Origin of the sequence: Agrobacterium sp. LMR679, from assembly GCF_027157905.1 — a bacterium.
Taxonomy (GTDB): Bacteria; Pseudomonadota; Alphaproteobacteria; order Rhizobiales; family Rhizobiaceae; genus Agrobacterium; species Agrobacterium leguminum.
This window is the reverse complement of the sequence record NZ_JAPVOJ010000001.1, coordinates 660,568-675,202: the sequence shown is the minus strand read 5'-3', so window position 1 is coordinate 675,202 and position 14,635 is coordinate 660,568. Positions and strand designations below refer to the sequence as shown.

Sequence of the window (14,635 nt, the reverse complement as noted above, 5' to 3'; positions counted from 1 at the left end):
CTTCCAATGCTTGGAACGATGCTGGTCATCCTGCCTGCCGTTCCAGTCGCATCCTCATCAAGCGTCTCAAGCTTCGCCTGGAGACGTCGAAACGGCGCGCAACGTCGGTGATGTATTCACCGTTCATTTCGACCGCGATGATCGCCTCATCAACCTGTTCGGCTGTCAGAGAAGGTGGGCGGCCAAGGTGCTGGCCTCGCTCCCTTGCGGCTTGCATGCCGGCCCGGGTGCGCTCGCTGATCAACGAACGCTCGAACTCAGCAAGCGCCGCCATGACATGGAAGATCAGCCGCCCGCCGGACGAGCTGGTGTCGATGCTTTCGCAAAGGGAGTGGAATTCCACCCCCATTTTGCCCAGTTGCTCCACCAGCTCGATCAGCTTCGATAGTGAACGCCCAAGCCGGTCAAGTCGCCAAACCACAAGCATATCGCCAGTATTCAGGTATTCGAGCGCAGCGTCGAGGCCCTGTCTATCAAACAGACTTCCTGAAACGCCGCGATCAACAAAAATTTGCTCGCACCCAGATCTTTTCAGGGCCTCCATTTGAAGGTCCATCTTCTGTTCTTCCGTTGAGACCCGAGCATAACCAATCTTCATAGATTCTACTTCCCGCCGATTGCGGCGTTGCTCCAAGTAGACATCCTTGGCACGACGCTTCACGCACCCGCCGCCACCGTCCATTTGACCATCGTTTCGTCTTCCAAGCGCCCCATTCTTGACAATAATGGTTCCCTTTCGCCCATTGCCCGTAAGGCCAAAAATCACTGCTTAAATTCCGACAAAGTCGTCGGATAACAGTAAAAAACCGCCTTTTCTCTGATGTACAACAAGGGAACCCTTGGTGCGCATGGGGGCAAGGAAATGGATCTGGCGTTTTTGCCGGTCTAAGAGGGATGAAGTTGAGTTAGCGGGGCGCAAGCGCGATTCGTTCCAGATGGAACGGTCGGTATGGAATCTTGCCAATTGTGCGCCATCAGGTTCTTCAAAGAAAAAGTGTCTCGAATCGACCATCGTTTCGGCAGTTTGGCCGCAGCGTTACTTTCGGACACCAGATTCCAGGATCATGCACGCAGCACCCTTCACTTGGACAAGGGAGGGCGGTCATGCTCGGGCAGCTTGATATTCTTGACACAAAGTGCGCCGATCTGGTCGCGGAAGCGATTGCTGACGATCGTGTTGGGCTCGATGTTCAAGGCATCCATGCGGCATCGAATACGGACCAAATACTTTATGGCGAGTGCTCCGCGCATCTGACGGGAAGCGACGGGTGCATGTATGGCGCCAGTGATTTCGTCCCGCTGCTTGAGATCCTGGGCGAAACGCCAATGCTCGACCGGCATGTGCTTGCCCTCGTCCTGGACATGTTGGAGGCGGATCCTCATGCGGTTCTCGGATGCAACCTGTCTGCCCACAATTTGGTGGATGCCGCGACCTGGAATGTGATCCTCCGTCAAGTCGCAGCGCGTGCCCAGCTTGCGAACCGGCTTGTTCTCGAATTGACCGAAACGCGTGCGCTGAAGGATCTAACGCTATCCGCAATGATGCTTGCGGATATCCGGCGACTGGGATGCCGCGTTGCTCTGGACGATTTCGGAACCGGCTTTGCCTCGCCGGAAGTTCTCCGCCTGACGCCCGTCGACATCGTCAAGATCGACGCCTCGTTTCTCTGGGATATCCACCGGTCGCCCAATGGCGGCGATAGTCTCTCGCATATGGTCGGGCTGGCCGGCTGCTTTGCGCCGATCGTCGTCATCGAAGGTGTCGAGTCCGAAGACGAGGCCAACTGCGCGCGAGGTGCCGGCGCGACCCACCTTCAGGGATATCACCTGTCTCAGCCCGTGAAGGGGTGCAAGGCAAAGCATGTAGCCTCGGAAGGGGTCGTGTCATGAGACCTCAAGAGCACGAATCCCTGCCTCATCAGGACCAGGTAAGCACCTGCCCGAGCTGTCAGGACGCCGATCGCGGGCGGGCAACAGTGCTGACGGCGGGTATCTCGGCGATCTCCGGCGCGATCATGGGATTTGTATTTGCCGGGAGCTTCTACGCAGCGGCCGGGCTCGTTGTATTTTCAATACTGGCGGGCTGGATCGGCTGGGCCGCGCGGGAGCTCGCATGAACGAGAAGCCCTCGCTGTTCGGTTCCAATGGCTTGTGCACAGTCCTCGGTAGCTTCGGCCGCCGTGGTGCAGGTAATGCTGTCGATATCGGAAAAACGCAGCCTGTTTTCGGCAAGCGTGCTCATTCGCCGTGCCACAGCCTTTCGCTACAGCGTGCGCGCCTCTCTTATCTTCGCTCCGAGCTCCATGCCTTGTTCCATGATGAAGCCGCACCTGAGAATGCGCCGTCAATCATGCTCACCGAGGGTGAGGCGCCACAGCTTCTCATTGGAGAGACGGCTGCCGTCCTGATCGACGGCGAGACCGGTTTGTTCGTCTTTCGGGAAGAAACGCCCTATTCAGGCGTGATTGTGGTCACCGCCAGCGACGAACGGTTGATCGATCACGTCATCTGCCATCTTGCGGCCGGTCCGGAAGCGACGGGAACGGAAACAGCCAACCAGGCTGCGCGCCGACTGGTGGGGCAGACGCTCGCCGATGTGGAGCGCAGGGTCATTCTGCAAACCCTGCGCCATTGCCATGGCAACCGGGCGCGCACTGCTGACATGCTCGGCGTTTCGCTCCGCACGATCCGCAACAAGCTTCGGGAATACTGGCGGACCTCCGAAGCAGGGGGAGGGCAGTCATGAACGCTGCCTTCCCATCTTTCATGTACAACGACCCGAAGCTGCTCGAGCCGAAGGCGCAAGCAGCCTGGCGCGCGCTGGAGGGGCGTTACTCCGGGCAGGTCTCGACCGAAGAAATCGACTACCTCTACGCACTTTACGTTCTCGGCCTCACCACCCCGTTCTTTGGTGACCACGAGCCGACAGCGCATCTCGATGCATGTCGAACGCTTCTGCTCCGGTCGCTTACGCCGGAGAGGATCGAAAACGCCCTTTGCATGGTGCCAAAGCCGTCCCACGAGGGGGTTCAGAAGGCGTTTGTCTCCATTGAGCAGCTTGGAATTCGGGACGGGCAAAGCCTTCTCGAACAACTACGCAATCCATTGATCTCAAACAATGACATGACCAGTTCGCCGGCGGCCAGGGCCAGTGATGGCGGCAGTAACTAAGGAAGAAACGATGTCTATACCAATGCTTTCCAAGCGCCCGATACGACGGCCCGGATTTATTCAGAGCTGGATTGCGGGCGCGGCCAACACCCGCTCGCTCCGCCGTCGGCTGATGGCGATCTTGCGGCTTGCGCATATGACGCTGGGATTGGGCTGCAAGCGTCTTGGGCTGGGTGCGCTGGGCGCGGGGGCGGCCGTCGCGATTTCCGTGCTGGGAGTGAGCGTTCCCGCCTCTGCGAACACGATCGATACCAAAACCACTTGTGTGCAAGGTGGCGCCACGCCGTCAGTTGGTCGTTTGGGGAACGGCTTGACAAGCACTCAAGCGACCGATGGGTCAGGCACCTATTCAACTGTGGCCGGGTGCGACGCCAAGGGCAACAACCAATTGGGGGTGACCGGCTACGGCACCTTTGTCGATCTCACAGGTCAGGGAGCGACGGGGATCGGATTCAATGCTGATGCGGCCAAATGGGCAACGGCTCTCGGCGTCGAAACCCGGGCGACCGGAACCGGCAGCACCGCGCTCGGCTTTGGCAGCCAGGCAACTGCCACGAACTCTGTTGCCATTGGCAGTGCCGCTGGAAACGGCACGACGGCGCTTTCAGAAGCAAATTCGACCCGCGCAACGGGAGCCGGAGCGATTGCGGTCGGCGCCAACAATGTTCGTGGCGCGCAGGCCGCCGCAGCCGATTCCATCGCACTTGGCGGTGAGAGCACGGTGGCGGCGGAAGCTCAGTCGGGCATTGCCATCGGCGTGCGTTCATCGGTCGAACAAGAGTTCGGCGTGGCGATCGGTGATCAGGCTACCGCTGGCCAACAGGGTGTTGCGATCGGTTACGATACAGAGGCATCAGCCCTGAGTGCTACCGCGCTTGGCTTCAATGCGAAGGCCACGGCAGACAATGCCGCAGCCTTCGGCCAGCGCGCGAACGCCACGGGCGAATTCGCATCCGCTTTCGGATCGACGGCAGAGGCGTCCGGTTACAATAGCGTGGCCGTTGGCGGTGCGAGCAGTGCGTCTGGTTCGGAGGCAGTCGCACTCGGCGGCTTCGCAGAGGCAACCGCAGATCGCGCATTGGCTCTTGGGCCTGGTGCGCAGGCCCTTCATGAAGGTGGCGTTGCCCTTGGCGAAGACTCGGTGACGCGCGAAGCTGCTTCGGTCTCCGGTATCACTATTGACGGCCAGACTTACACCTTTGCCGGAAGCACGCCTTCCAGCGTTGTCAGCGTTGGGACCGAAGGGTCAGAGCGGCAGATCGTCAACGTCGCGGCCGGCGAAATCAGCGAGACCTCGACTGACGCCGTCAACGGATCGCAGCTCCATGCCACAAACCAGGCTGTCGAGCACGTAAGCGAGGTGGCAAATCAAGGCTGGAACATCTCGGCGGGTGGCGCGAACGAGACCAATGTCGGACCGGGCGGCTCGGTCGACCTCAGTAACACCGATGGCAACATCGTCGTTGCCAAGACGGCCGACAGTGCCGACGTCACCTTCGACCTGGCCGACGATCTGCAGGTCGGCAACTCGATCGCCGTCGGTGGCACGGTCATCAACGGCGACAGCGTCAACACTACCAACCTGACGGTGGTGGGCGACACCCATCTCGGCAACAGCTTTTCGGTGATGAACAACGAGGCTCACTATAGTGGCCCGATCACCGAGGACACGCATATCGCTAACAAGCAGTACGTCGACCACTCGGTCACGGAACTGGCCGACACGCCGCTGACCTTCGCCGGCAACTCCGGCTCGGTGGCCCGCAAGCTCGGCGAGACGGTGAACATCGTCGGCGGCGGCACCACGATCGGCGCCTATAGCGGCGCGAACCTGCGCACCGAAGTCGACGCCGACGGCAATCTTCAGCTCCTCATGGCCGAGGCGCCGAAGTTCGGCGATGTCGTCATCAATGCCGATGGCAGCGGCAGGATCACCGGTATTGCTGCGGGCGTTGCCGACACCGATGCGGTCAATGTCTCTCAGTTGACCGATTTGGCTGACGAGGTCGAAGCCGGGAAGACCCACTACTACAGCGTCAACGACGGCGGCATGACCGGCGGCAACTACAACAACGACGGCGCGACCGGCAATAATTCCTTGGCTGCCGGCATCGAGGCCGAGGCTTCAGGCGATTTCAGCACATCAGTCGGCTACCGGAACGTCGCCAGCGGGGAATGGAGCAACGCGATCGGCTCCGATAACGAGGCCGTCGGCGATCAGAGTTCTGCGATCGGCCGCAATAACGAGGCACGTGGCACGGCAAGCAGCGCACTGGGATACGGAAATGAAGCCTCCGGTAATGCCAGCAGCGCGATCGGCAACAACAACAGGACCTCGGCTGATGGCGCGAGTGCGGTTGGCGTCAATAATCGGGTCTCGGGCGCCGCAGCGTCCGCCGTCGGCGCCCAAAATACGGCAGATGGCACGTTCAGCAGCGCCATCGGCGTTCTTAACACCGCCAGCGGAGATCGAAGCTTCGCAGCGGGTACGGAAAGCGTCGCTTCGGGAGAATCCTCTGTGGCGGTTGGTAACGGCGCGCAGGCAGCCGGGGCAAGCAGTCTCGCCATCGGCGACGGTGCGTTCGCAGATGGTTTCACCGGCACGCTGAATGGCTACAATGCCGGTGCCCTCGCGCTCGGCACGGAGGCCAACGCAACTGGCACCCAGTCGATTGCGGTAGGTACGGGTAGTTCTTCCGCAGGTCAGACGGCCGTTGCGATTGGCTTCACGAGCCAGGCCAGCGGTCTGAACGCGATCGCCGCCGGCAATGGCAGCGTGGCAAGCGGAAGAGCTGGCGTAGCGATCGGTTGGGGCGCCCATGCGGAGAACATCTCGACAGTCGCCCACGGCAGCAATGCCAGAGCAACAGGGCGGTTCGCAACCGCTGTCGGCGCAGGCAGCAATGCGGCCGCAGACAATTCACTTGCGCTGGGAAGCCTGGCCGAAGTGACGGCGGAAAACAGTGTGGCTCTTGGCGCAGGTAGCGTCGCTGACGGCAGCACGCTGGCCAATACGGCTTTCACACCCACGGGAGATCTGACTGGAATCGCCGGAATCGCTCCAGTGGGTGAAGTGTCGGTCGGCTCGGCTGGCTCGGAGCGCCGTATTACCAATGTGGCGGCCGGCTCCGCTGATACGGATGCGGTCAATGTCTCGCAGCTCAATGCTCTTGGAGAACATGTCGATGCCACGGCAACGCACTACTACAGCGTCAATGACGGTGGTGCGGCCGGCGGCAACTACAACAACGACGGTGCGACGGGCTCCAATGCTCTGGCGGCTGGTGTTCGCGCATCCGCGGCGGGCACCAACGCCACGGCAGTCGGTACCGACAGCACGGCATCAGCGGTTGGCAGCACGGCGGTCGGATATCGCGCGGCCGCTTCCGGCTCGTCTTCTCTCGCCGTAGGCGATGGCGCTGCGGCATCGGGGGATATGAGCACTGCCGTTGGCAACAACAACTCAGCATCCGGCACCTACAGTTCCGCGATCGGTGGCGGCAATATCGCGAGCAACGAAGGTGCTTCGGCCGTTGGCCAAGGCAATTCGGCTTCGGGCAATCTGAGCAGCGCGATGGGCAGCGCCAATTTCGCAAATGGCGATTGGAGCAATGCTTTCGGCTTCTCCAACACGGCTTCCGGGACGAACAGCAGCGCAGTCGGCGTCTTAAACACCGCTAGCGGGGATCGGAGCTTTGCAGCGGGCACGGAAAGTGTCGCCGTCGGTACGTCAGATGTCGCCATCGGCGACCGCAATATGGTGGACGGGCAAACTTCGGAGGCGGCAACCGGGGTAGGTTTTAGGAATACCGTTACCGGTAGAGGCTCCGTGGCGATCGGATCGCTGAACACGGTCGCCATCGAGAGCGGCACTGCCGTGGGACAAGGTAATAACGTGAGTGGAGGAGCTTCGGCGGCGTTTGGTGCCTACAACGTAGCGAGCGGAACTAGTTCTCTCGCTATGGGCCTGTACAGCCGCGCAGAAGACACTTACGCCACGGCCATAGGTGCGCAGAGTATTGCGGAGGGTTTTTACTCCACTGCTATCGGTGGCGCCAACATCGCTCGTGAAGACGAAACCACGAGCGTCGGTTTCGCCAACGACGCCGGGGGTATCCGCAGCACTGCCGTGGGGCGCATGAATAGCGCCTACGGTGAGGACTCGAACGCTTTCGGCAGTGGCAATACCGTCATGGCCAATGAGGCCACCGCTGTTGGCACGGGAAACAATATTCAGGCAGGTGCCGACCGCGCGACTGTGCTTGGAGCACACGCTGAAGCGTCGGTGGCCGATGGCGTTGCCCTGGGCAGCCATTCGGTAGCGAACACCGCGGCCGGGATATCAGGCTATGTTCCGATAGGCGCTGATCCTGCGGCGATCAACGCCACCACCAGCACCTTGGGGGCACTCTCGATCGGCGATGCCGCCAATGGCCAGTATCGCCAGATCACCGGCGTTGCGGCCGGCACGCAAGATAGTGACGCCGTAAATGTCGCGCAGTTGAAAGCTCTTGGCGAGCACGTCGATGCGTCTGCGACGCATTATTACAGCGTCAACGACGGCGGGACCGTCGGCGGCAACTACAATAACGACGGCGCCACTGGAGAAAATAGCTTGGCCGCGGGCGTCCTCGCCTCGGCGTCGGGTGAAGGTGCTACTGCGCTCGGCTTCAACACCACGGCTTCAGGCGATCACAGCTTGGCCATGGGAGAAAACTCGAGCGCCTCGGGGACCTCGGCTGTCGCTATCGGCACAACGGCAACGGCATCCGGTGATCTCGCCACGGCGATTGGCAACAACGCCAACGCATCAGGTGGCGGAGCCATCGCACTCGGCTGGACTGACGGTAGTGGAACGATGGGGGCGCTCGGTGACGAGTCGGTTGCCATCGGTAATGGGGCGACGTCAGCCGGAGTCCGCAGCCTTGCACTTGGCTGGGGAGCGAAGGCGACTGAAGAGGGTTCCGTCGCCATCGGTGCGGGGTCGGTTACGAGGGCTGCAACCTCCGTTGCTGGTGTCACCATCAACGGGCAGACCTACGCCTTCGCCGGCGGCAATCCCGCGAGCGTCCTGAGCGTCGGCACCGAGGGTTCAGAGCGGCAGATCGTCAACGTCGCGGCTGGCGAGCTTAGCGCGACCTCGACTGACGCTGTCAATGGATCGCAGCTTCATGCCACGAACCAGGCCGTGGAGCACGTAAGCGAGGTGGCAAATCAAGGCTGGAATATCTCGGCCCAGGGTGCCAACCAGACGAATGTCGGGCCGGGCGGCTCGGTCGATCTCAGCAACACCGACGGCAACATCGTCGTCGCCAAGGCGGCCGACAGCAACGACGTCACCTTCGATCTCGCAGACGATATCGAGGTCGGCAACTCGATCACGGTGGGGGGCACGGTCATCAACGGCGACAGCGTCACCACGACAAACCTGACAGCTGGCGACAATTTCTACGTCGACAACAGCGGGGCGCATTATGACGGCCCGATCACCGACGAAACCCACATCGTCAATAAGAGCTATGTCGACAACTCGGTCACGGAACTGGCTGACACCCCGCTCACCTTCGCCGGCAACTCCGGCAGCGTCGATCGCAAGCTTGGCGAGACGATGACCATCGCCGGTGGCGGCACCACGATCGGCGCCTATAGCGGTGCGAACCTGCGCACCGAAGTGGACGCCGACGGCAATCTTCAGCTCCTCATGACCGAGGCACCGAAGTTCGGCGATGTCGTCATCAATGCGGATGGCAGCGGCCGGATCACCGGCGTCACGGCGGGCGTCGACGGCACCGATGCGGTGAACGTCGACCAGCTCAACGAGGTCGCCGAGACCGCCAATGCCGGCTGGAACATCTCGACTCAGGGTGCGAACCAGACGAATGTCGGGCCTGGTGGCTCGGTCGACCTGAACAACACCGACGGCAACATCGTCGTCGCCAAGGCGGCCGACAGCAACGATGTGACCTTCGATCTGGCGGACGATCTCGAGATCGGCAACTCGATCACGGTGGGGGGCACGGTCATCAACGGCGACAGCGTCACCACGACAAACCTGACAGCTGGCGACAACTTCTATGTCGACAACAGCGGCGCCCACTATGACGGCCCGATCACAGAGAACACGCATATTGCCAACAAGGAGTATGTCGACAACTCGGTGACGGAACTGGCCGACACCCCGCTGACCTTCGCGGGCAATTCCGGCTCGGTGGCCCGCAAGCTTGGCGAGACCATGAACATCGTCGGCGGCGGCACCACGATCGGCGCCTATAGCGGCGGGAACCTACGCACCGAGGTCGACGCCGACGGCAATCTTCAGCTCCTGATGGCCGAGGCGCCGAAGTTCGGCGATGTCGTCATCAACGCCGATGGCAGCGGCCGGATCACCGGCGTCACTGCCGGCGTCGACGGTACCGACGCGGTCAATGTCGACCAGCTTAACGAGGTGGCCGAGACCGCCAATGCCGGCTGGAACATCTCGGCAAGCGGCGAGAACGTGAGCAAGGTCGCCCCGGGCGATACGGTCGACCTCAGCAACACCGACGGCAATATCAAGGTCGCAAAAACCGCTGACAGCAACGACGTTACCTTCGATCTCGCCGACGATCTTGTGATCGGCAATTCGATCACGGTGGGCGACACCTATATCGATGGCACCGGCCTGACCATTGCCGGCGGTCCGAGCATCACGACCACCGGCATCGACGCGGGCAGTCTGCGCATCACCAACGTCGCTCCCGGCATGATCGGCGCTTCGTCTCTCGACGCCATCAACGGCAGCCAGTTGTGGGGCATGGGTAACAGCATCGCCAACCATCTGGGAGGCAGTGATTACGGTGTATCGGTCCTGCCGGATGGCACGCTGTCGGCGCCTTCTTATCAGATTGCGGCGATTGATCCGAACGGCAATGTGACTAACGTTACCCATGACAATGTGGGCGATGCACTTGGCGGCCTCAGCCAGAGCGTGACCAATGTCAGTTCACGAATTGACAACATCGACAATGGCGGAGGCATCAAATACTTCCACACGAATTCGTCGGCGCCGGACAGTCAGGCAGTCGGTCAGGAGAGCGTTGCGATCGGACCCGAGGCCATTGCAAATGGTGATGGCAGCATCGCCATGGGCAACGGTGCGACAACCGCCACGGGCGCGGATGGCGCCATCGCGATCGGCAAAGGGGCCAAGGCCAACAATGCCAATGATGTTGCGCTTGGATCTGGCTCAGTGACTCAGGAAGCCGTCGCTACCACCGGCACGACGATCAATGGCACCGACTACAAATTCGCCGGCACCGCTCCGGTCGGCACCGTCAGCGTTGGTGACAAGGATGCTGAGCGGACCATAACCAATGTCGCGGCGGGTCGGATCTCCGAAACCTCCACCGACGCGGTCAACGGCTCCCAGCTTCATGCCACCAATCAGGCCATCGATAACCTCAGTGGGGAAATCGGCGAAGTGGCCGACGGCGCGGTCATGTATGACAAGAACCCCGACGGCAGCAGGGCCAATTCGGTCACGCTCGTCGGCGGCGATCCGAATGCGCCGGTCCTGATCTCCAACGTCGCCGCCGGCGTCAAGGATACCGACGCGGCCAATGTCGGGCAGCTCAAGGAAGGGCTTTCGACCACGTTGAATGAGTCGAAATCATATACCGACAATCGCGTCAACTACGCGATCGAAACGTCGAATGCCTATACCGATAAGGTCGCCGTCACGACACTGAACCAGGCCAACAACTACACCGACTACAAGTTCGGACAGTTGAACCAGGAAATCGGCGAAGTGCGGAGCGAGGCACGACAGGCCGCCGCAATCGGCCTGGCCGCGGCATCGCTGCGCTACGATGACCGTCCGGGCAAGGCAAGCGTTGCAGTCGGTGGCGGCTTCTGGCGCGGAGAAGGCGCTCTTGCCTTCGGCGCCGGCTATACCAGCGAAGACGGCCGCCTGCGCACCAATCTTTCCGCCACCACTGCCGGCGGTAAGTGGGGTGTTGGCGCCGGCCTGAGCTTCACGCTCAACTGAGGCCGTCCATGTTCAGGCAGGCTATGACAAACCCCCATGCCCGCATGGTTGTAGCTTGCCTACTCCTGTCCGGCAGCCCGCCAGCCGCCGGACAGGAGGTTTCTTCCGTGCAGCGGGAGTTTCACATCAAGCCATCCGAGGTGGCCGTTCCTGAAGGCGTGCCGCTGGGGAAGTACCGTCGGACGATCACGCCTTTCGAGAACTGGACCTTGGTCTGCGACGAGAACCTGAAAGCCAAGCAGATGGTCTGCAATGTCAGCCAGGCGATCGCCGACGGGACGGGCAGGTTGATGTTCAGTTGGTCGCTCGCAGCCACCGAGGACGGCAAGCCGTTCATGATCCTGCGTACCGGCTCCAATGCCGATGCGAAGGGCAGGATTTCTCTCGCTTTTCCGGGTCGGGACAAACCCGTGCAGGTCGCGTTCGACGGCTGCAATGATACCGTTTGTGTCGGGATGGTTCCCGTCGGGCCGATCATGCGCGAGCAGATCGGCAAAGAGGCCCAACCGACCATTTCGTATTCCACGACAACCGGAGAGAAAATCTCCGTCACAGCATCGTTGAAAGGGCTCGCCACAGCCCTGTCGGCGATCAAATGAAGCGAGTTCACCATGACAGAACAATCGATTCAGGACCGGATCATGTCCCGAAACAACGCAACACAGGGCCATCCTTCGGTGGAAGCTGAAGAAGCCGAGAGCAAATCAACGCCGAAAAAATCCTGGCTGCGCATGGCCGCTTTTTCGGCTCTGGGGATCGTGTTGGTCGCGGGAGCCGGGTTCGGCGCGATGCAGCTTCCTGCTATCCAGAACCTGTTTTCGCAGGAAGTCGCCGCGGCGCCATCGGCCGCCGATCCAAATTTGCCCAATACTCCCTTTCTTGCCCATGCCAAAGAGGCCGGCATCCAGGCCTGTGGGACCGTGTTCCCGGTTCTCGGGCAGCTTCTCACCGGAGGCGCGAAATACAGTGTCCAGAGTGACTGGAGCCCCGCTGAACCCGACAAGCACGCCATACGGTCTTTGGTTGGCCTCAACATCGCGTCTAAGGATTATTCGGGACCGGCCGCGGGCCTTATCGTCGCGTCGCCGAATGGTTCGAGCTGCGAAGGCACGATGATCAGGATCGTGCCGTATCAACAGACTTGCGATGCCGTCGCCAAGATCCTGCCGGCGGGGAGCACCAAAAGGTCCGACCTCAGCCAGACCATCGTCTATGACCTGGCCAACAATGGCGGACAGCTCATGCTCCTTCCGTCCTCCCAAGCCTGTGTTGCCATCTCAGTCGCACAGGCAGCGCGAAAATGAGGACGGCCTTAACTTTCAGTCCAGAGGACCGACTTTCATGAACATGAAACCCTTGCCGATTGCCACGGCTATTGCGCTGCTTTTGCTCCAGCCCGCGTCCGCCGCTGATTTGATCCAGCCGCCTCCGGACGCGTCGGCTCAGGTCGAGGCCGACCCTGCGCCACCCGTCGAACAACATGGCATCTGGGCAGCGATCGCGTTTTCGAAGATCGACCGAAAGCACGGCTTCTTCTGGGGTGCCGATAAACGAGCCGAGGCTGGGGCCAATGCATTGCGCCATTGCGAGCGCGCGGGCGGCTCGGCATGTTCGGTCGTCACAACATTCCGAAACCATCGTCATTGGGACGATAACGACGGAAGCGGATTTCCATACAACGCGTGCGGAGCCCTGGCCGTGAGCAAGATCTCGCCCGCAGGGATATCGATCTGGGGCGCAACATCCGCTCCCAATCGAAAGGAGGCGGAAAACCTGTCCCTGCAGAAATGCGAAGCAAGCGGAACGCAATGCGAAATCAGGGAGTGGGTCTGCACCTAACGGGCATATTGCAGAAATTGGTGCTCTAACCGCTCCTGTCTTGGCCTGAATTCACTTTGCGCCTCAAAGGCGGGTAGGGCAGGGGTTCGATTACCGGACTGTGCCCTCCACATGAAAACAGGCGGCGATGACAGCAAAAACGAAAATCAACGGCCCGAGCCGGGCGCCCGATGAAGGTCCGAGATATCAGGAAGAATGCCAGTTTGCCCTTGAACCATCGGTGAGCAAATTGATTGAGTTGGCGGTCGATGCGGGATGGGACCGCGAGCAGGTGGTTTATGCTCTGCTAAACCTCGCAGCTCCACATATTTTAGACCGAACAATTCTTGGAAGCGAATTTCTGTATCAATAATGCGCTATAAGCCATACGACTGGTCAGGTGACAGTGTTCGCCGTCGGCAACGACAAGTTCGCATTGCGAAAATCTCATTCGCGAGCGCCGTCACATTGGTAGCAATTGCCGTCCTCGCTAAGCTTCTAGCTTTCTGATGATCGGAGCACAGCGGTTACATCCACTAGGTTACGCGGCCGATCGTCTGCCTCTCACCGGAAAAGAAGTTTCTCTGCGTCGACGAGCTGGACGGCATTGTGAGCGGGCCGGGTTTAACTGACGCTTACCACTGCTCTCAGTAGCGAATGTCCCCACTCGATCATAAATGGTCACAAAAAATCCTTTTAAATCGTCGAATTAGAATGAACAGTTTCGCCGATGCCACGAAAAATTACCATGTCGAGAAATGCTGCTTTTCCTAGATTCTGCCTTAACCATATCGAGATCTCGGATACGCTGGCTCCTGAATGCCGAGCGCAGTGCCAGCCTTTCGGAAGCTTCCGTGGTCGGCAGCCCAAAGTGGCGCAGGTGACGGAGTTCAAAAGGGGACGCGCGCGGAGCCTTCATATTCCTCTCGAACAGCGTCAGCGCGGCAAGTGGCGCCATTTCACCATGCGTTCGCTCAGGTCGAGCACATTTCCATCGGCGGTGAAGCCGCAGTCACCGCAATGATGCAGGGTTCGCCGCTCCTTGCGGCCTGCGTCGATCCAGATTCGCTCTGCTTTGAGGATGAAGAGATTGTACTCATCAACGAGGCTGGTATCGGCGATCCTGCACTCGATGTTCGCGAGGCACTCCTTGATCAGCGGCGCTTCCACGCTGCTGCCAGCTGCGGTGTCAAACCAAAGCGATCAAACTTATCGGCGGCATCGCCTGAGCAGTTGCTGATATCGACGACCACTTCCGCAAGATCTACCGTCGGGACGGCAATAACGCATTCGCCGGTTGCTCTCAGGGCACTGTAACTATGATCCCAGGGGCCGATGATGCTGCCGATCAATGGCGGCGGGACCTATCTGAACTCGTCCCCTGTTGATGCGTGGCCACTTGCCTTCAGCGGCGAGCGTTGCCTTTTAAGCAATTTTCATCCCGAAATACTGAACTTCCTTACGAGGCTTCTTTCTGAGACATTTGGCTCAAAGACAACTGATACCCATCCAAGGTCGTTTCTGCAATCATCGCGGTAATTCTCCTTAGGTAAACCTACTGGAGTAACCACGCGAGTTTTCTTCGATCTATGGCTAAGAGTCCCGCTGATGAAGGAATCT

10 protein-coding genes and 1 pseudogene are annotated in these 14,635 nt (G+C 60.3%); 9 read left to right on the top strand and 2 right to left on the bottom strand.

Translation table 11 applies throughout. The features are described 5' to 3' along the window. Positions 1-25: 25 nt before the first annotated feature. Entirely contained in the window at positions 26-598 is a 573-nt protein-coding gene (locus O3W47_RS03140; RefSeq protein WP_269312949.1) for a recombinase family protein, read from the bottom strand. A gap of 506 nt (positions 599-1,104) precedes the next feature. On the opposite strand from O3W47_RS03140, the gene O3W47_RS03135 reads away from it, so the two are divergent. The 9 genes from O3W47_RS03135 to O3W47_RS03095 all read left to right on the top strand — a co-directional run bounded on the left by O3W47_RS03135 (position 1,105) and on the right by O3W47_RS03095 (position 13,388). After that, the gene (locus O3W47_RS03135; RefSeq protein ID WP_269312948.1) at positions 1,105-1,890 is read left to right on the top strand and encodes an EAL domain-containing protein; all 786 of its coding nucleotides are present in this window, start codon (positions 1,105-1,107) and stop codon (positions 1,888-1,890) included. After that, positions 1,887-2,117 carry a hypothetical protein gene (locus O3W47_RS03130; RefSeq protein WP_269312947.1) on the top strand — a complete coding sequence of 77 codons (231 nt, stop codon included), beginning with the start codon at positions 1,887-1,889 and terminating at the stop codon, positions 2,115-2,117. Before O3W47_RS03135 ends, O3W47_RS03130 begins: the two co-directional genes overlap by 4 nt. Then, a complete protein-coding gene (locus O3W47_RS25335) occupies positions 2,114-2,746 on the top strand; it encodes a helix-turn-helix domain-containing protein (protein ID WP_442864602.1) in 633 nt (210 codons plus the stop codon). The genes O3W47_RS03130 and O3W47_RS25335 overlap by 4 nt, the downstream gene beginning before the upstream one ends. Beyond that, positions 2,743-3,171: a hypothetical protein gene (locus tag O3W47_RS03120; protein ID WP_269312946.1), complete on the top strand. Its 429-nt coding sequence runs from the start codon at positions 2,743-2,745 to the stop codon at positions 3,169-3,171. Before O3W47_RS25335 ends, O3W47_RS03120 begins: the two co-directional genes overlap by 4 nt. 10 nt (positions 3,172-3,181) lie before the next feature. Further along, positions 3,182-11,197, top strand: coding sequence for a YadA-like family protein (locus O3W47_RS03115; RefSeq protein ID WP_269312945.1), 8,016 nt, complete (start codon positions 3,182-3,184; stop codon positions 11,195-11,197). Positions 11,198-11,205: 8 nt separating this feature from the next. Beyond that, a complete protein-coding gene (locus tag O3W47_RS03110) occupies positions 11,206-11,796 on the top strand; it encodes an invasion associated locus B family protein (protein ID WP_269312944.1) in 591 nt (196 codons plus the stop codon). A 12-nt stretch (positions 11,797-11,808) separates the two neighbouring features. After that, positions 11,809-12,501 (top strand): hypothetical protein, encoded by a 693-nt coding sequence (locus O3W47_RS03105; protein ID WP_269312943.1) that lies wholly within the window; start codon positions 11,809-11,811, stop codon positions 12,499-12,501. Positions 12,502-12,544: 43 nt separating this feature from the next. Continuing rightward, on the top strand, positions 12,545-13,036 hold the full coding sequence (locus O3W47_RS03100) for a DUF4189 domain-containing protein (RefSeq protein ID WP_442864611.1): 492 nt from the start codon (positions 12,545-12,547) through the stop codon (positions 13,034-13,036). Positions 13,037-13,163: 127 nt separating this feature from the next. Next, positions 13,164-13,388 (top strand): hypothetical protein, encoded by a 225-nt coding sequence (locus tag O3W47_RS03095; RefSeq protein ID WP_269312941.1) that lies wholly within the window; start codon positions 13,164-13,166, stop codon positions 13,386-13,388. A gap of 563 nt (positions 13,389-13,951) precedes the next feature. Here the strand turns inward: O3W47_RS03095 and O3W47_RS03090 are convergent. Then, positions 13,952-14,373: pseudogene (locus tag O3W47_RS03090) on the bottom strand (flavin reductase family protein); the annotation flags it as partial. Positions 14,374-14,635: the final 262 nt, after the last annotated feature.